The sequence below is a fragment of the Rhodospirillaceae bacterium genome, from assembly GCA_040219235.1.
In the GTDB taxonomy this organism is placed as follows: Bacteria; Pseudomonadota; Alphaproteobacteria; order Rhodospirillales; family Rhodospirillaceae; genus WLXB01.
Window position 1 is genome coordinate 1 of sequence record JAVJSV010000004.1, and the last position, 20064, is coordinate 20064.

Annotated in this window: 17 protein-coding genes; 4 read left to right on the forward strand and 13 right to left on the reverse strand. The window is 51.2% G+C overall.

Going from position 1 to position 20064, the window contains the following annotated elements:
- The 6 genes from RIC29_00890 to RIC29_00915 all read right to left on the reverse strand — a co-directional run.
- Positions 1-242, reverse strand: a 242-nt coding sequence (locus RIC29_00890; GenBank protein MEQ8733451.1) for a hypothetical protein, incomplete at its 3' end; no start/stop codon positions are given.
- A gap of 301 nt (positions 243-543) precedes the next feature.
- The gene (locus RIC29_00895; GenBank protein ID MEQ8733452.1) at positions 544-1680 is read right to left on the reverse strand and encodes a methyltransferase domain-containing protein; all 1137 of its coding nucleotides are present in this window, start codon (positions 1678-1680) and stop codon (positions 544-546) included.
- 125 nt (positions 1681-1805) lie between these two features.
- Positions 1806-2888, reverse strand: a complete 1083-nt coding sequence (locus RIC29_00900; protein MEQ8733453.1) for an AI-2E family transporter — start codon at positions 2886-2888, stop codon at positions 1806-1808.
- A gap of 24 nt (positions 2889-2912) precedes the next feature.
- Complete coding sequence (locus tag RIC29_00905) at positions 2913-4169, reverse strand: hypothetical protein (protein ID MEQ8733454.1); 1257 nt, start codon at positions 4167-4169, stop codon at positions 2913-2915.
- Positions 4170-4198: 29 nt separating this feature from the next.
- Positions 4199-6538 carry an EAL domain-containing protein gene (locus RIC29_00910; GenBank protein ID MEQ8733455.1) on the reverse strand — a complete coding sequence of 780 codons (2340 nt, stop codon included), beginning with the start codon at positions 6536-6538 and terminating at the stop codon, positions 4199-4201.
- 25 nt (positions 6539-6563) lie between these two features.
- Entirely contained in the window at positions 6564-7127 is a 564-nt protein-coding gene (locus RIC29_00915; GenBank protein ID MEQ8733456.1) for a methylamine utilization protein, read from the reverse strand.
- Positions 7128-7398: 271 nt separating this feature from the next.
- On the opposite strand from RIC29_00915, the gene RIC29_00920 reads away from it, so the two are divergent.
- The 3 genes from RIC29_00920 to RIC29_00930 all read left to right on the forward strand — a co-directional run bounded on the left by RIC29_00920 (position 7399) and on the right by RIC29_00930 (position 13273).
- Positions 7399-9504, forward strand: coding sequence for a TonB-dependent receptor (locus tag RIC29_00920; protein MEQ8733457.1), 2106 nt, complete (start codon positions 7399-7401; stop codon positions 9502-9504).
- Between the two features lie 27 nt (positions 9505-9531).
- Positions 9532-10671, forward strand: coding sequence for a nitrilase-related carbon-nitrogen hydrolase (locus RIC29_00925; protein ID MEQ8733458.1), 1140 nt, complete (start codon positions 9532-9534; stop codon positions 10669-10671).
- 160 nt (positions 10672-10831) lie between these two features.
- Positions 10832-13273, forward strand: coding sequence for a bifunctional serine/threonine-protein kinase/formylglycine-generating enzyme family protein (locus RIC29_00930; GenBank protein ID MEQ8733459.1), 2442 nt, complete (start codon positions 10832-10834; stop codon positions 13271-13273).
- Positions 13274-13291: 18 nt separating this feature from the next.
- On the opposite strand, the gene RIC29_00935 is transcribed toward RIC29_00930, so the two are convergent.
- From RIC29_00935 to RIC29_00960, 6 genes are all read right to left on the reverse strand, one after another.
- On the reverse strand, positions 13292-14011 hold the full coding sequence (locus RIC29_00935; protein MEQ8733460.1) for a spermidine synthase: 720 nt from the start codon (positions 14009-14011) through the stop codon (positions 13292-13294).
- A gap of 40 nt (positions 14012-14051) precedes the next feature.
- A complete protein-coding gene (locus tag RIC29_00940) occupies positions 14052-14243 on the reverse strand; it encodes a hypothetical protein (GenBank protein MEQ8733461.1) in 192 nt (63 codons plus the stop codon).
- 106 nt (positions 14244-14349) lie between these two features.
- Positions 14350-14559, reverse strand: coding sequence for a cold-shock protein (locus RIC29_00945; GenBank protein MEQ8733462.1), 210 nt, complete (start codon positions 14557-14559; stop codon positions 14350-14352).
- Positions 14560-14880: 321 nt separating this feature from the next.
- Complete coding sequence (locus tag RIC29_00950) at positions 14881-15786, reverse strand: DUF1838 family protein (GenBank protein MEQ8733463.1); 906 nt, start codon at positions 15784-15786, stop codon at positions 14881-14883.
- Between the two features lie 83 nt (positions 15787-15869).
- Positions 15870-16886 (reverse strand): zinc-binding dehydrogenase, encoded by a 1017-nt coding sequence (locus RIC29_00955; GenBank protein MEQ8733464.1) that lies wholly within the window; start codon positions 16884-16886, stop codon positions 15870-15872.
- 23 nt (positions 16887-16909) lie between these two features.
- Positions 16910-18235, reverse strand: a complete 1326-nt coding sequence (locus tag RIC29_00960) for an MFS transporter (GenBank protein MEQ8733465.1) — start codon at positions 18233-18235, stop codon at positions 16910-16912.
- Between the two features lie 144 nt (positions 18236-18379).
- Between RIC29_00960 and RIC29_00965 the strand changes: the two genes are divergently transcribed.
- Positions 18380-19018 carry a glutathione S-transferase N-terminal domain-containing protein gene (locus tag RIC29_00965; GenBank protein MEQ8733466.1) on the forward strand — a complete coding sequence of 213 codons (639 nt, stop codon included), beginning with the start codon at positions 18380-18382 and terminating at the stop codon, positions 19016-19018.
- Between the two features lie 64 nt (positions 19019-19082).
- Here RIC29_00965 and RIC29_00970 read toward each other — a convergent pair whose 3' ends face one another.
- The gene (locus RIC29_00970) at positions 19083-19889 is read right to left on the reverse strand and encodes a SapC family protein (GenBank protein ID MEQ8733467.1); all 807 of its coding nucleotides are present in this window, start codon (positions 19887-19889) and stop codon (positions 19083-19085) included.
- Positions 19890-20064: the final 175 nt, after the last annotated feature.

Genomic DNA, 20064 nt, shown 5'->3' on the forward strand with positions numbered 1-20064 from the left:
GCTGCTTTTTTCTTAGGAGCTGCTTTTTTCTTAGCGGCTGCTTTACGCTTAGGAGCTGCTTTTTTCTTAGCGGCTGCTTTTTTCTTAGGAGCTGCTTTTTTCTTAGCGGCTGCTTTACGCTTAGGAGCTGCTTTTTTCTTAGCGGCTACTTTACGCTTAGGAGCTGCTTTCTTCTTAGCAGCTGCTTTCTTCTTAGGAGCTGCTTTCTTCTTAGCCGTAGTTTTCTTTGTCGTGGCTGCCATAGTGATTAGATCCCCTGCAGTGGTTTAACAACAATAAGACGCCTCAAGGACAAGTAACATAACATGTTAACGCGTTTTTCGCACGCAACAATAGCTTACTGCTCTCACAACTTACCTACTTGTCTCAAGACACAATGAAAACAAACCGTTTCTTTTTCTTTAACGGTGTCTTTTGAGTCACACTTTATCTAACGACGATTAAGCGCTTTTGGTTCTCATAAACATAAAAGAATGCGTCGGATATCGACCGACGCATTCTTTAATCTCACTCATTCTGTTTGCTATTACGCGAATATTAAAACTACTTTTCGGCAACGCATGCCGGAAACTGAAACCCTTTCGTACCGTAATTCATGACCTTGCCCGGACTGTATGTATCGACCATTTCCAAGCGTGCTTTTTCCGCAGAAAACCCAGCTTTAACGGCTTCACCGGCGATGTCCATCTCACGATACGTTCCACCAAATCGCTCGTTGTTATTGTAGACCTCCCACTCTGCTAAGAAGCTTTCAAGAGGGGGTAATTCTTTAAGTCTCGGGTTGTCCATATGCATCATGACACCACCGTCTTTTAGAAGTCTTCGGCTCTCTGCAAAAATCTTAACAACTGCCGGGGTACTCGTCTCATGCATCATGATGTGAGACAAAACAACGTCAAAACTTCCGTCTTCAAAGTTGGTTTTTTCGGCATTTTGCTGACTGAAATGAATCTTGTATCCGAGGTCTTCAGCACGGGCATGGGCGTACCGAAGTAGCGACTCGCCGACATCGATGGCGTGAATTTCGGCATCCGGGTAGGCTTCAGCCCATGCAATTGTGCTCTGTCCGACCGAGCACCCCATGTCCAAAATGCGTTTTGGTTTCGCGTTGGGATACTTCTTTTTGTAATGCTCTAACAGAGTCCGCCCGAGGAAATCCATGCGCGGTCCGATGTTGCCGAGTGTGTACAAGAAAGTTCCACGGTCATAGAGTGCCCCAGCCGAAACATCATCGTCACTGTGCGAGGTGTGATAGGCACCAGGCTGAAGGTGAATATCGTAATAAGTTAAGTAGTAGGGGACTTCAAAATCAGGATCTAAAGTTAACGTTCCACCGGTTTTACCACTGGCACTCTTTGCGTTTTCGACGAGGCGGGGCAGGTCACGTTCAACTGAGTCGATCACGCTGTCCCAGGTCATTTCCTGTGTATGCCGCTGCATGGCCGAATACATTTGGTAGTAGCCATTTTTTGTCATTACGCCACGGACTTCATGGCGGTCTTTCGGGTCGCGGCCATTCTCTTTAACGAAATTTGGGTGAACGACGTTGTGGTAGACCGTTTTGTTGCCGGGAGAGACCTGACTGGCCAGATATCTGCGCACATCCATATAATAGTCCTGCCGGGACTGTTCATCGTGGATTGGGTCAACGAGGACTGCGTGAGCCATCTGTTTGGGCATTTCTATCTCCTGATAAAGCCTGTTTCTTAAACGGTACAACGTTTTTAACCATTGTGAGCCCTGCCGGGGCTGTTCGCTAAGCTCGGACGCTTTTGAGGCCCACTAAGTGGACGTTAGCTTGTCAGCTATTTAATTTCACCACTTTGAGACATCAATACAGCCAAAGCTTTAGTGCGCGGGAACTGTGCGAGAACGATCATCGCCATCACCATAATTGGCACACTCAAGATCATACCTATTACACCCCATATGGAGCCCCATACTGATAGAGCAAGCACAATAATCACAGGGCTAAGGTTCAGTGATTTCCCTGTTACGCGAGGCTCAATGACGTTTCCGACAACGACCTGTGCGCCCATCAAACCAGTAAGGACCAAGATCGTAAGGCCAGGGGAGGCAAATTGAAGGATGCTGAGCACGACCGGGAATGCAACCGCGACGACAGATCCGATGTACGGAATGTAGTTCAAGATAAAGATTAACAGCGCCCAAAAAGCGGCAAAATCAACATCAGCGACTATTAGAATTCCATAACTCAAGGCGCCAACAAGCAGGCTCATGAGTGTCTTAATGAGAATATATTTCTCAATGTTACGGCCAATGGCTGTGAGCGTTGATTTAATGGCCTGCTCGCGTTCAGTAGTAGAGGCGAACGCCTTGATTTTGAGGTCAAGTGTCCGGCTTTCTAGAAGCAAAAAGGCCACATAAAGAAAAATTTGAAACGTATTGCTGGCAATACTTTGCAAGGCTCCAACCAGTCTGACGACGGCTGATTGAAAGTCTATCCGTTCGTTAAGCTCCGCTATCGTTAATGGAGTGCCGATTAAACGTTCCGCAAGTGCTTGCAAATCCGCAAAGAAGGTTTGCAGTTTTGCTTGATAAGATGGTGCCGCATCGACGATGGCGCTTATGTTTCCGGCAACCAATTGAACAAGCACGACAATAAACAACAAAAAGATCAGTATTGAACCTGTTAACGATAGGCTGCCAGGAAGGCGTTTGCCCTGTATTTTAATGCGTTCAAGGCCGTGGGCCAGGGCTCTCAGTAGGTATGTAATCAATATCGCCAGGATCAGTGGCAGTAAAATACTCTCGCCGACAACCAGCAGATAAAGCGTTAAAGCAGCAACGCCGATAGAGGCAGCAAAAGTAACAGTATCAATGGGCCGCAAGTTCAACGGCGTGCTTACAGGGCTTTGGTCTGACATTGCGCCGATCCTTTTACGTCATCGCTAGAGAAAAAAGCGATAACTTGCTTGCAGAACAGTCTCTTTCGCACGAACCGGAAGGTTTAGAAACGCTCGCTCAGGTCTTTTAGAATCGACGTGAAGCGCTTCCAACGTCAATCTTTGTTTGTTGAACGGGCGTAATACATATGCTGCGGTCCAGGCGTTGCCATTTTCCTGGTTCAGGTCGTCGGCTGTGAAATCGTCATCGGCAACCTGAAAATGGTCGTATCGAAACGAAATCCGGTGATCACCAAACCGTTTGCTGAACAGCGTGAATACAGACCAATAATCATTGTCGACTTTAGATCCCAATACCGGCCGCGTATCCATCGATGTGTTCCCAACCATCGCCTGACTGATGAATTCAATGCCGCCAGGAAGTTCGTTCTCGTAACCTGCACTTAAGAAGTGTGTATCCCAGGCATACTGAAATCCATCGAAAGCGCGATCATAGGATTGATTGTCGTAGTAGAGCACGCTTAAGCGACCGAGCGCGTAATGGTCGATGGTTAAACCGGCATACCCGCCGACTCTGCTATCGATTTGATGAAATGGTTCCACCCATGGAGCCTGCCGTTCAACAGTGCCGCCGGGCTCGATCGTGCGGATCGGGGCGAGGGGAAGCTGATCAAAAAGACCAGCTTCCCGGTCATGCAGGGCCCAGCCGCGCCATGCCAATAATGTTCCTGCTGGGTCATTCGCCATGAAGGCTGCACCAGTAAAAGACAGGTCGAAATCATCAAATTCCCGGCCAACCGTAAACTCAGCCCCGAGTGTCTTTAACTCTTCGCCAACCCACGTATTGATCGCAGACGACGAAATTGTATAAGGGCTCGTCCACGCTATGGCTTTGTTCTCTAAGGAAATAGGAGGGAAAAACGCACCAAGTTTAACTTCATAGCTATATTCAGACTTGGGAACAGGCTTATAGCGCAGAAATGCTTCGATGATGTCGACCGGTTGATGCTGCTGGCTGTCAGTTTTGATATGGACGACGCCAGACCAGTCCCAGTTAAATTTAGGTAAAAAGATGAGGGAGGCTTCCGCAATGCGGCCAACCACCCGACTTTCTCCAGCTGCGTCTCCGCCCCAGCGTGTTTTTCCCAGGCCGCGCTCTTCCCAACTGACTGTGCCGTCGGTCAATACTAGCCGGGCATCCACGAGGCCGATTACATCCATACTCGGCAGGACGCTCTCTTGCGCAAAACTATGAGAGCAAAAGCCTAAAGTTGCTAAGCCAATAAGAAGGATTCGTTTCATGTGGTGGCTCAATGCGTCATTCAGAACAGTTATACGTTGTTTTTGGGTGCCCAGCGTGAGTCTTTGTAGAACGCTACAATTTCGTCGGCAGGGACAGGTTTGCTGATAAAGTAACCCTGCCCGGTATCGCAGCCATATTTATGCAGAATATTTAACGACTCTTCATTTTCGATACCCTCAGCTGTCACTTTGAGGCCGAGGTTATGTCCGAGATCAATGGTTGATCGGACGAGAATCTCATCTTCCTTGTTTGATGCTAGATTAAGCACGAATGATTTATCAATTTTGATTTCCTGAACCGGCAGCGCTTTAAGATAAGCCATCGAAGAATAGCCCGTGCCATAATCATCAATGGAAAGTGTATGGCCCGCGTTGTGCAGCGCTGTAAGCACGGCCATGGCATTGCTGCGATCTTCCATGATGGCGCTTTCCGTAATTTCCAAAACCAGTTTGTTGGCAGCGACGCCATGGTGAAGCAGAAGGTCGTCAATCTGTTGTGGCAGCTTTCGGTTGGTCAGATCACGCGCCGAGAGATTGACAGCAATAATGATATCTAGGCCTTCATCTTGCCATGCTTTAGCTTGGGAGATCGCAGTTTTCAAAGCCCATTCGCTGAGCTTCTGGATGTTCCCTGTTTGCTCGGCCAAAGGAATAAAGTCATCAGGCGACATAAAGCCGCGTTCTGGATGAATCCAACGGACCAATGCTTCGACATGAGTGATCTGTTGCGCCGCGATGTCTACCTTTGGCTGGTAGTAGAATTTGAATTCGCCACGATCTAAGCCCTTTCTCAGCTCACCCATCATCGTTAAGCGCTCAGGCTTGTGTGGGTCTGCTTCTGCGTCATAGGTTGCGAATAGCCTTGACGATGCTTTAGCCTCGTAGATGGCCGTATCAGCACGCTGGAGAAGGGTGCGCGCATCCTGACCATGATCAGGGTAGCACGCTTCACCAATAGCCGCCGTTACGTCTAAATGAATGCCAGCAATAGGGACTGGGTCTTCAAACGAGCGCAGAATACGATCTACAATGGGTTTAACAGCATTTGCAGCTGCGCCAGGCATCAGAATGCTGAACATCGTGCTGGAATGTCTGGCGACCATATCTCCCTGCTTGATCATGGCAGACAGCCTTTCTCCGATGACGCGGATTAAGTCTTCGCCAGTTTCATGACCAAGGGTGTAGTTGATCTCGGAGACACGCCCGATTTCAATCAGCAGAACGGTGAGCGGTGTTGTGCCGCCGTTGGCGATAAGTTCTCCCAATCGCCTTTCGAAATACGCTCTGTTCGGCAAACCTGTTGCTGCATCGTGCAAAGCCTGATGCTCAATACGGGCCTCGCGCTCAGCGATACCATCCATCATTTGGTTGAAGGTTTCGCCCAGCCGACCAATCTCATCGCTATGGTTGACTTCAATCTTATCTGTATAGGTGCCGGCTTGTATTCGCCGCGCGGCATGATCAAGGATGCGAATAGGTTTGGTGACGCCCCGTGCTATGGCAATTGATCCGACCAAAGAAACCAGCAGGGCAGTTGCCGCTAAGCCGGTAAGCACGACAAACAAGGGCTGATAAGGCACCAAGGCCGAGTCTAGAGAATACTGTAAAATAGCATTGACCACAGGACTTTCTTCAGGTGTTTGCAGACGCTCCACCAGGGTGACGTAATCACTATTATCCAAGGTGATTGTTGCAGGCGCTTCGCCCAAATATTCATCTTCTGCCGCGAGTGCGCCCGGAAGTTCTAGCTTCGCCGCTTCGGGAAGTGTGGACGCTGTCACAGCCCAGTCGCCGGCGGCATGCCCGACGGCAAATGTAACGTCAAGAGGAAGCGTGGATTCTCGCCTAAAATCTCTGGCAAACTGCCCATCGATTTCGACACCAATTGCGATCCAGGCAATGGGAACGGGCGCTAGAACGGGTGTCACGACAAACTCGTAAATCACGCCATCAAGAACCGTAAAAGATTCCGCCCGGCCAGCTTCTTCTGCTCTATCTATAAGATCGTAAAAGGGAAAGTCTGAAACTCCCCCATCGGGGTTTCCAGTGTCAGCTATTGTTTCGTAATCCAGGTTAATCAGCATGACCCGATCTGCCTCGATCCGCGCGCCTAGGTTATTGAGTGCGGAGAGGATGGTTGGATTGTCATTCGTTGCGACCGCTGTACGGAAGCCAAAGTCAGAGGCCAGTATTTGAGCGCCTTCCGCAAGAGACTGAACGGTTGCTTGGATGCGGTTTCCAAAGATCAAGTTTGCCGCCACCAACTGATCGCGGCTTTGGTCGAAGATGTTTCGGACAATCGCTTCCTGAACGGTGAAGTAGGCGGCACCCTGCAACAGCAAAAAAAGTGCCGTAAAAAACAGTGTCAACTTTGTTTGGAAACTCTTGAGCACGCTAATAGGCCCCGTCTTCGAAGTCAGAGCCTGATTGACTGCGGCGATCACGCTTTAGGCTAATTTCAAAGCTGGCCGGTTTTCCTACCGTGAGCTTCTGCATCGTTCGCTGTGTTGGCCCTCTTAACCGAGGGTGCCAGACTTGAGCTTCATAGCTCGCACCATCCGCGCCGCCCTCAATTGTTACTTTTCCAGCCCCATCCGTTTTGCCAAACATGTTCGTATCAACAACGTAAATGTAACCAAGCATGTCATCGTGAATGTTGCAGCCCAGAGCAACCTCACCAGGTTTGTCGAATACGGTTTGTTGTATCTCGTCTCCGCCATACAGCTTTAGCTCGAACTGTTTGGCTGGTGAAAAGGAATAGACGTGATGGCGAAACGGGTCTTCATTTGGAAATTCAACCAGCGTTCCGACGGAAACAACCAAGACATCAGGGTTAAAGCTTTGGCTGCTCTGCACCATCTGTTGCGTTGGGCCAGGTTCCGTGGGCATTCCTGAGTCTAAAAATACCACTGCATCTGCAACAGGCTGTCCCGCTGTATCAACGACTGTGATGTCCAAGGTTGCTGCCCTTGCTGATACTGCAAGGCACGCCCCCACCAAGAGAACCATAAACCAAGAACTATATCTCAACATGTGCCGCCGCATTGGTAGCTGTCCCCCACCGGATAGAACCTTCATTTTAAGCATTATTACCCGTGAACCATATCACTGCCAGGACAATTCCAATATGGTGCGAGCCCGAGAAGGCCAGACCTCTTAACATAAAGAAACAGCCTTAAAGCGAAATTGGCCATTGTTATTACAAGGCAGATTGTCTACGCACCACGCCATGTCTTACATAACACGATCTTTTCTGGCTCTTTTTCTGATCTGCTATAGCTCTCACGTTCTGGCTGACAGCCCTGGAGCCTCTGGTTCAGGCGTTAATGTTGCCATGGATGAAATCGTGGTTTCTGCCCAAAGGCTGGTCGATTCAATATCTTCCGGGGTCTACAGCAGGCAGACGATCGATCGAGATGAGCTAAATGGCCCTTCTCTGGGCCTGGATGATGTTCTGCGCCGCGTACCCGGCTTTGGCCTCTTTCGCCGACAAGCGTCTCGCGCTGCTCATCCCACCACCCAGGGCGTGAGTCTCCGGGGGTTGGGCCCCAATGGCGCTGGACGCACTTTGGTGCTCTTAGATGGTGTGCCTCTAAATGATCCGTTTGGAGGGTGGGTTGAGTGGGTCAATCTTCCGCCGTCATACATTGAACAAGCATCAGTTGTCCGTGGGGGTGGCGCTGGGACCTGGGGGAACAGTGCCTTGGCCGGCGTTGTCAGGCTAGATAGCCGGCAACTTATCGGGAACAGCTTGTCTGGTGACATGAGAGTTGGCAGCAAAAGCAGTTTATCAGGAAGCGTACAAGCACAAGGCTTAGTTGCTGATGGTTTAATGATGGCCTCAGCCCACCATGCGCAGACAGATGGCTACTTTCTCCTGTCATCTGAACAACGAGGGGAAGCAGATCGCCGTGCCGCCCGCAATTCAGAAGGGGCGCGTTTGACGTGGCGCACTGAAACTAAAAATGGGACTGTATGGTCAATAGGGGGCAGTGCGTCGTCGGATACCTTCATCAATGGTTCAGATGATGCTGGGTCTAAAACGGATACCTATGGCGTTTTCCTCAGTGCACTTAATGACTCGATAGATGGCGGTCTGTCCTTAGCGACGAACTTTTATGCGACATGGAAAGATTTCGAAAGCGTCTTTGCGTCATTCGACGCAGCACGCGAGACATCTCGCCCGGTACTTGATCAGTTTGATGTGCCCGCGGCAGGAATTGGCGGCAATCTCTTGCTGCGGTGGTCGGAGTCCCCAGATTGGTCGATAGAAGGCGGTGCAGACGTTAGATTTTCTGATGGGGAGACGAATGAACTGTTTCGCAATCTCGGAGCGGGCTTTACCCGAGAACGCCAAGCAGGGGGTCAGCAGGTTATTGCGGGGGCTTTTGTTGAGGCCAACCGTATTTTGTCTCAGGGAACGATCCTCACGGTTGGCGCGCGCAGCGACTACTGGCGGCAAAACAATGGCTCTCGCATCGAGACAGACACGACAAACGGCGACGTACTAATCAATCGCCGTTTTGCTGCACGAGAGGGTGTTTCTGTGAATGGCAGAGCTGGTTTCAAAGTGCCGGTTACCACATCTACATCCATAGGTGGGGCCGTGTACTCTGGTTTTAGAGTCCCAACACTGAACGAACTGTATCGCCCGTTTCGCGTTGGTAATGATATTACCGAAGCCAACGAAAACCTTGTGAATGAAAAGCTGTTGGGGGCTGAAACATCACTCGAATGGTCTTCTCGTACGGCATCACTTTCAGCGACGCTTTTCAGAAATGATTTGCATGACCCCATTTTGAATACGACGATCACGACCACACCTGGGTTTAACAGCGAATTTGGTGTGTTTATTCCCAACGGCGGAAGTTTACGGCAGCGCCAAAATATTGACCGTGTTGAGACCTGGGGCTTGGAGTTTGATGGGACACTGCAGGTGAGTGAGGTTCTCTCTTTCAAAGCGGGCTATCTGTATTCTGATCCGAAGGTCAAAAGCAGTGCAACGTCTCCTGAGCTTGAAGGAAATAGGTTGGCGCAAGTGGCCAAACATCAGGCGACTTTGGGTGTCCAGGTGGCACCAACAGATCGTCTGCGTTTGAGCGCGGATATGATTTATGCCGGGAAGCAATTTGAGGATGATCTAAATTCACGGGAGTTGGATGATGCTCTGACGGTTGATGTGTTTGCTGGCTATCAGGTCACAGATGAAGTTGAATTTTATCTTGCCGCTGAAAACCTATTTGATCATCGTGTTGAAGCGGGTCGCACAGCCGATGGTCTTGTCACCCTCGGCTCACCAGTGTTCTTATGGATGGGTGTCCGACTGACGTATTAGATAGGCAGAGAGTTTTAGGAGCGCTCAGTGATAAGTCCAAAGCTTAAACGCAACACTCAGAAGCCGGCGCGTAAAAAGTCTCTGATCAAGAAAATCGCGGCTAAACCTAAGACCACATCCCCAAGCTCAGATCCTGTTTTCTCAGCAGCAGCGCTTCAACTGGCCACATACAGTCTTGCGCGTTACCCGGACCGGGAAAGCGCACGGGCGAGCATGGCGTCTATGCTTGACTACGTTTCGGAGAAGGTGAGGGGGGTAAAGCGTTGGCTTGGCCCTTCTATGAAGCTGATTGTTTTGCCGGAGTACCTGCTGACCTCCTTCCCGGAGGGCGAACCCGTTCAACAGTGGGCTGATAAAGCAGCGCTGGATGTTGATGGGCCAGAGTACGAGCATTTTGGTAGGATTGCCCAGGATAATAAACTTTTTCTCGCGGGTAATGCTTACGAAACCGACAAGCACTTTCCGGGATACTACTTTCAGACGTCTTTTATCGTTGATCCCAGCGGCGATATTATTTTGCGCTATCGCCGCCTCAATTCTATGTTCTCTCCAACGCCTCATGATGTTTGGGATAAATATCTTGATCTTTATGGCTTAGAAGCGGTCTTCCCTGTTGCCGAGACAGAGATCGGCAGACTGGCACCCATCGCCTCGGAAGAAATTTTGTACCCGGAAGTCGCACGGTGTTTTGCCATGCGTGGCGCAGAAGTTTTTACACATTCTTCAAGCGAGTTTTCCAGCCCGGAACAGACCCAAAAAGATGCCGCAAAAATTTGCCGGGCCGTTGAAAATGTTGCCTACGTGGTTTCTGCGAATACAGGTGGCATACGCGATACAGACATGCCGCCAGATTCCTCTAACGGTGGCTCTCGAATCATAGACTATCGGGGGCGTGTTTTGCGCGTGTCTGGTCCTGGAGAGAGCAGCGGGGCCAGTGCGGAAATTGACTTAGGCGCCTTGCGTCGAGAGCGCCGTAAAACGGGACTTAACAACCCATTGGTCAGGCAACGCTTTGAGGCTTATGCAGAAAGTTATGCCAAGCATGTGTTCCAGCCCGCGAACAGTCTTCTCAAGCAAGATGGCTCGCTGCGGACGCCCAAGCGTGCGCATTTTGAAGCGGCGCAACAGAAAGTCATTGCCAAGCTGAGCAAGAAAGGGCTGATTTAGGCCCATACAGTTATTATTCGAACGCGAAATTTAAGTTGATTGAGGCGTCTCAAGCTAGATTTGAGTCTCTTTGGAGTTGCCGTCGTTCGTGCTAAAAACTTACTTAGGACGCAACCAGCCAAGAAGTGGCTGGCTTTAAATCCGGGGAGGAACTCGGAAAATGATCGACATGGACCGCCAAAGGGCGTTTGCCGTGCTTGGTCTGCCTGATGATGCCAGCAGCGATGAGATCGATGCCCTGGTGAGAGAAAGGCGGCGAAAGCTTCGTCAGCGCATCATTTTTGCTTCGTCTGCAGAGCAGCGGCGTTCCAGTGAACGTGCCCTAGCAGAGCTTGAGAGCGCTCATATTGTCGCGTCAATCGCGCTGGAGGATAGCCAAAGCCTTCCGCCGTCTGGATCAAAGCTAAACTTTGCCGCTGGCGTAACGCTTGGTGATCGATATGTCATAAGAGACCGCGTTGGGTATGGCGAGAGCGGTGCGGTATTCGCCGCGCTTGATCTTTCGTCTGGCAAAGATGTCGCGCTTAAATTTATCCGCTCTGAGCTGTTGCTTGTGCCCGGTACCCGTAAGCGCCTGAACGCTGCAATTGAAACGATATCGGGGCTAATTCACGAGGGTATCGCGCGTGTTTACGGCGTTTCAGACCTTATAGGTCATGCGGTTGTGCAAACGGAGTTGCTTCCTCAGCGCAATTTGCGATCCTTGGTCGAAAGTCATAGGCCCCAGCCTCTCGGTGCCCGCTGCGGTGGTTTGCCAATCAAGCAGGTTGCCGAGATCATTCAGCAGGTCTCTGCTGCCCTCGACGGTGCACGGCAGAAGACGCTTCACTTAAACCTTAAGCCCGAGAATATTATTTTGACGGATGATGGCGGCATAAAGCTGACGGATTTTGGCTTTGAGTCGATCCTTGGGCCGGCGCTGCAAATCACCAATCCGACGGCGCGTGAGCAGCGCAGATATCGCGCCCCTGAAGTGGCGAGGCAATCTGAATCTGGCACAAGCGGCGATGCCCCGGTGGGAGAACAGGCCGATCAGTATTCCTTGGCGGCGATCGCGCATTACTTGCTCTTATCGACCGCACCCTACCCTGATCCATCCGCGTATTCGCTGCAGCACATGGGGTTGAGTGAGCCTATGGCACAGGTTCTTTCACGGGCGCTCAGTGCGTCTCCAGCCAGCAGGTTTCCATCTGTGTCTGATTTTTCGACCGCGTTAGTTCGTGCATCCAAGAGCCGTATTTCTCAGCGTGTTGTTTTAAATTCTGTACTATCCATGACGCTGGCGACCATTATCCTGTTTGGCGGCATTTCTCTTGTCACGGGTGAAGATAATCCACTTTCTAAGCTTGCAAGGCCCTTGATGTCTATGATTCCGGGGCTTGGCACTCTGCCTGCACAACAGACTGAAGTGCTTCTGACCCAGGATAAAGTGCTGACACTCTCAAGAGAATTGACGTCAGCGCAGAATGCGCTGCGCAGAGCTGTATTTGAGGCACGCATTGATCTGCGTGCTAAAGCTCAAGTGATTGATTTAGCGGAGACCGGCGATCAGTTGCAGCAAGCTGAAGCCGAGTACAGTCAGGCTGATGCACATCTGCAACGGCTGACAGCGCTTTGGGATGTCGCAAATCCTGAGATATTTAATAGCCCAGATGCCCTAAATGCCGTCAATCTTATTGGGCTCGCAAATGAGCATATTACCCAAGGCCGGCCAGAAAACGCCGGGATGGTGCTGCGACGCGCAGAGATTGTGTTGCGGGAAAAGTTAAGAGACTACGCGCAGGCTGAAACGCTCATCACGCAACAGTTCTCAAATGTCGAAGGTAACGAGCCTCAAACCGAGAACTTGCGCCGTGCCTGGCAGTCTGCGTCGCAGGACCGACGGCGTGTGGCCATGGAGATGCAGTCAAGAATGGTTACGATTCCGCGCGGATCATTTGACATGGGTGACGTCGCTGGCGTTGGCAATGCAACTGAGCAGCCAATTCGGTCCGTGCTTGTGCCCGCATTCCAATTATCTGCTTATGAAGTCACAGTCCAAGAGTACGGTCTCTGTGTTTTAGATGGTGTCTGCGCAAACATCATAGATGACTCATCCGGTCTCTCTGTAAACACTCCACTCACGGGCGCGAGTTGGTTTGATGCACAAGCGTACCTGACTTGGATCTCCCAAAAAACGGGCGAAGACTATCGTTTACCAACCGAATCTGAATGGGAATATGCCGCACAGGCGAACCTGGGACTGGCTTATCCGTGGGGTGTGCAAGCCGGGCGGGGGATGGCCAACTGCATCAATTGTGGAAGCGCGTGGGAAGGTGTGGGCGTGGCTCCGGTGGCATCGTTCGCGCCAAACGCCTTTGGACTTTACGATATGGCGGGCAATGTCTGGGAATGGACGGCAGACTGCTGGTATCCCAACTATGAAGCGGCGCCTGCGATTGCGATTGCACGCGAAGACAATGCCTTATGCTCGGAACGTGTCATGCGGGGCGGGTCATGGGACAATGAAGCATGGCTTGCGCGAACCACTTACCGCGGGCGTGGCCGCGCAGATATGCGCCAGGACCTTACCGGATTTCGCATTGCTAAATCTTTAAACTAAGGTTGGTTGAATGCAGCCTTATGCGGCGTTTTTTGCGATGTAAATTGTTTGTGTGAAGGTGTTGCCCTGAAGTGGATTCGGGAATGTGACTTCTTCGGCTCGTGCTGAACCGAAGACACCCTCCAGATGCGTCACAAATGTTGCGCTGGGTAAATCGTTAGACCACAACCCAAAGACACCCTCTGGGCGGAGATGGCTTGAGAGCTTGGTTAGCCCCTCGGCGGTGTAAAAAGATGCATTTTGCTGCGCCAGTAGAAACTCGGGTGAGTGATCAATGTCGACCAGGATTGCATCGAATTTCCGCTGTGCAATTTCCGTATCAAATCCGTCAGCGCTGGCAGCCAGTTCAAAAAAGTCAGCCTGTCTGAAACGGCATCGCTTATCCGTTGTTAGTTGTGCGCCGAGAGGCAACAGCCCTGACCTATGCCAGTCAATCACAGCTTCTAGCGCATCAATAACAATCACAGACTTAACGGTTGGATGGTCCAGAGCTGCCGCAGCGGTATATCCGAGGCCAAGGCCACCAATCACAACGTCACCGCCACCACTTGGTAAGTCTGCTAAACCCAAATTCGCAAGGGCGATTTCCGATGCCGTAAAGAGGCTCGACATCAAAAAAGCGTCATCCAATTTGATTTCCAGCACATCAACATCAAGCGCAGGCTCGCGGCGTTGGCGCAGGCTAATCACACCGATAGGTGTGTCACGGCAATCAATTTCTTTAAAGGAGACACTCATGATCTAGGTTCTCAAAGCATTAAGCTTTCAGAGATGTTGGTCAATCAGATGAAATGTCTGGTGTTGCAGGTGTCACGGTATCTGCTGGGGTATCGGCCTGTTCGGGCGACTCTGTGTCACCGCGTTTCTCGGCGGATTTGGCTTGTTTTGCGGCCAGACGTTCTGCCTTCTTGGCAGCCTTTTGCCGATCTCGTTCAAATCGGTCGAACTGATAATTAGGTTTTCTCGCCATCGGCAGTTCTTCCTTTAGATAAAGTTTGTGAACCAAGCCAAGTATTGGCGAAGCCAGAATGCGATGATGCCGTCTCTAAGGTTTTAGAGACGGCATCGCATTTTCGTTAGTCGGCGAGAGATAAATTCTCAGCAGACTGCTTGCCGTTTTGGCCAGCTTGAAGTTCGTAATTAACTTTTTGGCCTTCGTTCAGGCCAGACAATCCAGCGCGTTCAACGGCAGAGATATGCACAAAAGCATCCTTCGAACCGTCTTCAGGCTCAATGAATCCAAAACCTTTAGCGGCATTAAAAAATTTCACGGTACCGATAGTCATTATATTTTTCCTCAAACACAGAGTGTTTTCTTCCTCATGTCACACCACGCGACACGACGGTTGGTGCAACGCTCACACTGTCAGGGGATAAATTAAGTAATCGGCGTACCGGCTATTCAAAGAATACTAAACAAATGTAATACGTATAAGAGACTATTTAGGGGATATCCTCGGGAAGTCAATAACGGTCGAATAATGACGTTATATTCTCAGCGCAGATTCTCAGGTCAACTGCAGTTGTAAGCCTCTACAATCACTACAAAAAAAGCCCCCAGCGTCTGAGCCGGGGGCTGATTTGTCGACAAGTTTTCTGTGTAAAATTTAGAACGGAAACTCGCGTTTCAACGGTTCCGGTCCGCCACGCTCTTCCATGACTTTCTTGAAGTACGTCCAGCTTGTTTCGTTTTCACGCTCATCATCAAGCGGTGGAGGCGAAGTATATTTTGGATAATTCGCTGCGATCTCATCCTTGATCGTCTCTGACATGTCATCCCAGCTTTCTAGCTTTTTGCCAGCTGTGTGCATGTAAATGATGCCGTCGCGTCCGGCCATTTGCATCCACGGAAGCCAGTCGGAGTGACGCACCCAACCGATTTGCACATTGGCTGTTGCTGTGTCCTCATCAAGTAAGGATTCAACATCGCCGAAGAAGTTGAACATCTCGGTCGCGCGATACGTGCCACCGATATACTTCTGGTAATCGCCAGCAAGAACATTGGTGTAGTAAAGCGGAATTGTGGATGTGAACCACCAGCGGTCGTTCAGCATATCGCCGGGGAATTTTGAAACTTTCCCATCCCGCCCTTTGCCAAAAGAGGGTCCAGAATTCACGGGGTCGTTGTCGACATGCAGCACTTCGACTTCCTCGCCGGTATATGGGTTTTCCCACGTGCGAAGAACTTCACCGGTTTTGGCGTCTTTATAGAGCAAGATTTCGCGGGTAATGAGCTTATAGCCATAGTTGCCGTCTGCATCTCGCACAGTGTCGCAATGGCGAATGTTCATGCCTTCCACGTCAAACAACAGTTTGTCAGACATGCCCATGCGTCGGCCAAAAGCGCTGCCATGCCACCAGTAGGTCACAGCCTCGCCATCATTAAGTGAGCATTGGATTTTGCGCATGATTTTGGCCATGCCTTCAGCGGTCTCCAGATCGTGTTGGCCAGCCGTCGCGATGCTCGGTAGAGCCAGCGCAAAGGCGGCAGCTAAGAGTGTTTTCTTAATCATGTATTTCTCCCTGATGAAGGGCAGCGGCGTTGTGATTTGCTGCCCCAGTAGAAGAGGAATCTAATTTTTTGAGGTCAAAGGGGTTAGTCTTCCAACTTCACCACTACTTTCCCAAGATTCTTCCCGCTGAGCAAGTGTTGCACAGCGCCAGGTACATCTTCCAGCCCCACAAAGGAGATGGGGTCTACAAATACTGTTAATTCCTCCCGCTGATACATCCCAATAAGCCGCTCTGCCGCATCGGGATGAAACGCCTCAAAGTGAGGGTTTATAAAGGCTCTGACCGACGCGGAGCGGAAATAAAGCTTCTGATATAGCCTTGGGCCGGTGATTTGTTCCCAAGGTTTTCCAACCTCAGACGTATATCCTGAAATGACCAGGCGTCCTTTGATAGCCAGGTTATCCACAAAAGCGTCGTATATTGCGCCGCCAACCGAGTCATAGGCAATGTCGAGTCCCTTCGGATACTCCCGCTTGAGCACGTCGCTAACATCTTCGCGGCGATAGTTAATGGTTCTGTCACAGCCAATCTGTTTCAGCCGGTCAGCTTTCTCGTCCGAGCCACAGAGGCCAATCACGTGATTGTCAGCTTTTTTGGCCAATTGAACTATGATGTGCCCTAAACCACCTGCGGCGGCGGAAACGGCAACGGTTTCGCCAGATTTCATTTCACCAACTTGTTCAATGCCAACCATGCCAGAAATCCCTGTTGGCATGAGGCATAGAATTTCAGGGGAAGCCGCTGGCACTTTGTATAAGCGTGATGTTTCGGCAATTTGATAATCTCGATAACCGGTGCCCACCTTCCAGGTTGCGACGCAATCGCCAACCTCAAAGTTGCTCACGCCAGGGCCGAGTTTCTCAATCCGCCCAACAACTTCTATGCCCATGTCAGTGGGCGGCGTGTAGCTGATATAACTGACGGCATCGCGAACCATATTGAGGTCGTATACCCCATTAACGCCGGCATAGACATTACGGACCAGGACTTCTCCTGGCCCGGGTTCGCCAATTTCAGCATCGACAATCTGTGTGCAGGCGGCGAAGTCATCACCATACTTCGTCATGATGAGTTTGCGAGATATGCGTTTACCAGACATGCGTTTACCCAACTTAGCTGTGCTTATGCGTCTTCCGTTTCATTACCTGAAATGTGAAACCGCGCCGTTGCAAGAGTGCCAACTGCCATAGCCACGGCGGCAATATCAAAGGTGATCTCCATGCTGGTGGCGTTGGCGATGGCCCCCCAGATGATGCCGCCCCCCGCCATACCCGCTGTGAAGCTCATCATGGTCATCGATAAACCGCGCCCCCGCACCCAAGACGGCAGCACCATTTGCGCCGCCACTTGAAACGACAGCATGCAAATCATCCATGCCCCACCGAAGAAGAACAAGACCACTGCAAAAAGTCTAATGTCTCTCACCACGCCAACACCGTAAAGGGCGATGGCGATGATCAGGCTGGCCCAAAAGACAGTCGCATCCCTTGAAAACCGGGTATTGAGCGCTGGGGCTATAAACAGCGCCGTGACGATGGCCCCGACACCGATTGCTCCCATCAGTGTGCCAAACGCTTCCGGACCGACGCCCAGCTCTGAACGGGCGAGGAGCGGGAGCAATGCCATCAGTGCACTGGCGCAGAAGAAGTGGACAGAGCCGCGAATGAGCACAGATTGAAAGCGTTTTGCCCGGCGCGCATACCTGACACCGGCGGACATGTTGGACCACAAGCTTTGCTTTTGGGCTGGTCGCATTGGCGGGCCTTCCCAGCGATAGACCACCCACATGAAGATCAAGTAACTCAGCGCATTAACCAAAAATGCGGGGGCGACACCAGCCCACCCGATTAACAGTCCAGCAAGCGCCGGGCCGATCAGTCGTGATATGTTCATGGACAGAGAATTGAGCGTTACCGCGTTCACGACTTCTGAACGCGGCACGATGTCTTGCAACGTCGCCGACATGGCTGGCATTTGGCAAGCGCCGCCAACGCCCAGGAGAAGCGTGAAGAAAATTAATAATCCGGGGGTTGTCAGTCCCAGGTGCGTCATTCCGGCCAGAGTTACGGTCACCAGAATCATCCACCACATCACAGCGATCATATAGCGCCGACGGTCGATCATATCCGCCAGGGATCCAGCGATAAAGGCCAGGAAGAGCATCGGTAACATTTGCGAGGCTTGGACCATGGCGACCAGCAGTGGAGAATCGGAAAGATCTGTCATCAGCCAGGCCGAGCCGATGTTTTGCATCCAGGTGCCAATCAGTGAGAACAGCCCGGCAATCCAGAAGGAACGAAATGTCGCGAGACGCAGTGTGCCCCATACCGAGAATATAGAGCTGGGTTTTTCAATGGGGGGCGCTGCGTTACCAGTCGCCTTAGCCTCATCAGCCGACACTGTGCCAGTTTTGTTATTTTCGCCATCTGATTGGTTATGAAGAGACATGACCGCTCTTAATCGGCAGCGGCTTAAGCTGTCAATGTGCCGACTCCAGTTATTCGTCAGATGACAGTGCGAAGCAGAATCGTTTATGGTTTGACCCACTAAAAATTCCACCGCTATACGCCAGTTCACATAGGAACATCTCGCATGAAACTCGTCTTTACGCCGAACCCTGAATATATCCACAAAGTCCTGGTGGTTGCCCATGAAGGTGGCATCGTTGACCGCCTGGAGTTTCAGCGCACCCGGCCTTTTGATGGCGAAACGATCTGGGATTTCCACCCGATGGGTAAGGTGCCAGCCTTGGTGCTCGATAATGGTGATCCGTTATATGGCGGTCTGGTCATTTGTGAATATTTGGATTCCCTCTCGACCACTGGGAAGCACGTCTTTCCAACGGGTGCCGCGCGCTGGCCAGCGCTCCGTCAAATGATGTTGGGGGATGGCATGTTTGATGCCACCACCCTGTTAAGGGTCGAGGGGTGGCGAGATAAGAAAGACTGGAATCTAGATTATATGCTCCGGGAGCGCCGCAAAATGATCGGCTGCCTGGATCGTATGGAGGTGGAAGTCCCGCAGTTTAAAAACGCTGATTTCCACATTGGCCATATCTGTATGGCCGGGGGGCTCAGCTATCTTGATCTTCGCAATCCGATTCAGGAGTATGTCATTGTAGATGGTGATGACGCCTTTAACTGGCGAGAGGGTCGCCCCCAACTCTCAGCTTGGTACGATAAAATTGTAAAACGACCCTCACTTGAGTGGCGCTTTACAATGGATGAATAAGGTAGACCTGTAACGCCTAACAGTTAGAAAGGCGGCGAGATATCCCGCCGCCCTCTCGTATTTTCTAAGTGGTCAAAGAGGCCGGGTTTTTTTGCTGCGCTTCCGGCAGGCGTCCCATAATCTGTTCCCAGTTATTCAGCGACGCCACGTGGAAGTACATGGCGGCGAGCCAGCCTTTTTTGCGCCATTCCAAGAAAGTTTCATCCGGGACTTCGCGCAGTTTTTGCTCGTTGATCGACGCAAAGGCACCGATATCAATTTTCTCGCCATCGGCGATGTCGACTTCGAGTGTGCGTTCTTCCATCAAGCCGGACTCTTTCAGCATGTTGGAGAACTCGGCTGTCGCTTGATAGGCACCATGAAACTGCTGGCACATATCCAATGCTTCAGTGACGGTCTCTGTCTCTTTTTCTCCGTTGAACAGCGCCCGCGCATCAGAGGCCGATGATTTGGCTTCGTGGTCAATGCCCAACTGAAGTCTCTCATCGCCAGGGCGGCCCAATAGGATGAAGGGATAGCGGCGGACATAAGCTGGCACGTAGCAGAATTTCTCCCAGGTCCCATTGTCATCGACGAAGACGTTTTGGTCAGGTCTGAAACCAAGGGCTGCCGTTGGCACAAGGTCCTTGCCGACAAAGACGATGGGGTAGTGGCGGGCTGACAGAACAAATTCAGGCAGGGTAAGGGGGACGGCATTTGTTTGATTGGCGTGGGCAAAATCAAATGTCGGTCTGATTTTAAAATCACCATGTGCGTCAGCGGTGACTGGCCGTGGCTCTTTGTAGAACAAAGGTGGCGGCATCCGATTTTGCTCGGCGTCGTTCGCGGGCGGTGTATTCTCTGCGGGCGGTGTGGTGTTCTGATCTGACAACGAATTCGTCCTTTCTCGCCTGGTCTTTGCTGGCCTGGTCTTGTGGGACTGGGCTTCAGCCTTCCAGATGTTGGAGGGGTATCCCCAGCGGTCTGAGGCGCAAAATAACGCCTTCCACGGCTGGGTCAACGTCAACACAGGCTTCCAGCGCACAATTTGAAGAAATCTTCCAGGG

What these genes read in the sequence shown, in the direction of transcription:
- RIC29_00930 (MEQ8733459.1), top strand. Translation starts at nt 10,832, where the DNA reads ATGATCGACATGGACCGCCAAAGGGCGTTTGCCGTGCTTGGTCTGCCT.
- RIC29_00960 (MEQ8733465.1), bottom strand. Translation starts at nt 18,235, where the DNA reads ATGTCTCTTCATAACCAATCAGATGGCGAAAATAACAAAACTGGCACA.
- RIC29_00905 (MEQ8733454.1), bottom strand. Translation starts at nt 4,169, where the DNA reads ATGAAACGAATCCTTCTTATTGGCTTAGCAACTTTAGGCTTTTGCTCT.
- RIC29_00920 (MEQ8733457.1), top strand. Translation starts at nt 7,399, where the DNA reads ATGTCTTACATAACACGATCTTTTCTGGCTCTTTTTCTGATCTGCTAT.
- RIC29_00895 (MEQ8733452.1), bottom strand. Translation starts at nt 1,680, where the DNA reads ATGCCCAAACAGATGGCTCACGCAGTCCTCGTTGACCCAATCCACGAT.
- RIC29_00940 (MEQ8733461.1), bottom strand. Translation starts at nt 14,243, where the DNA reads ATGGCGAGAAAACCTAATTATCAGTTCGACCGATTTGAACGAGATCGG.
- RIC29_00965 (MEQ8733466.1), top strand. Translation starts at nt 18,380, where the DNA reads ATGAAACTCGTCTTTACGCCGAACCCTGAATATATCCACAAAGTCCTG.
- RIC29_00955 (MEQ8733464.1), bottom strand. Translation starts at nt 16,886, where the DNA reads ATGTCTGGTAAACGCATATCTCGCAAACTCATCATGACGAAGTATGGT.
- RIC29_00950 (MEQ8733463.1), bottom strand. Translation starts at nt 15,786, where the DNA reads ATGATTAAGAAAACACTCTTAGCTGCCGCCTTTGCGCTGGCTCTACCG.
- RIC29_00935 (MEQ8733460.1), bottom strand. Translation starts at nt 14,011, where the DNA reads ATGAGTGTCTCCTTTAAAGAAATTGATTGCCGTGACACACCTATCGGT.
- RIC29_00945 (MEQ8733462.1), bottom strand. Translation starts at nt 14,559, where the DNA reads ATGACTATCGGTACCGTGAAATTTTTTAATGCCGCTAAAGGTTTTGGA.
- RIC29_00900 (MEQ8733453.1), bottom strand. Translation starts at nt 2,888, where the DNA reads ATGTCAGACCAAAGCCCTGTAAGCACGCCGTTGAACTTGCGGCCCATT.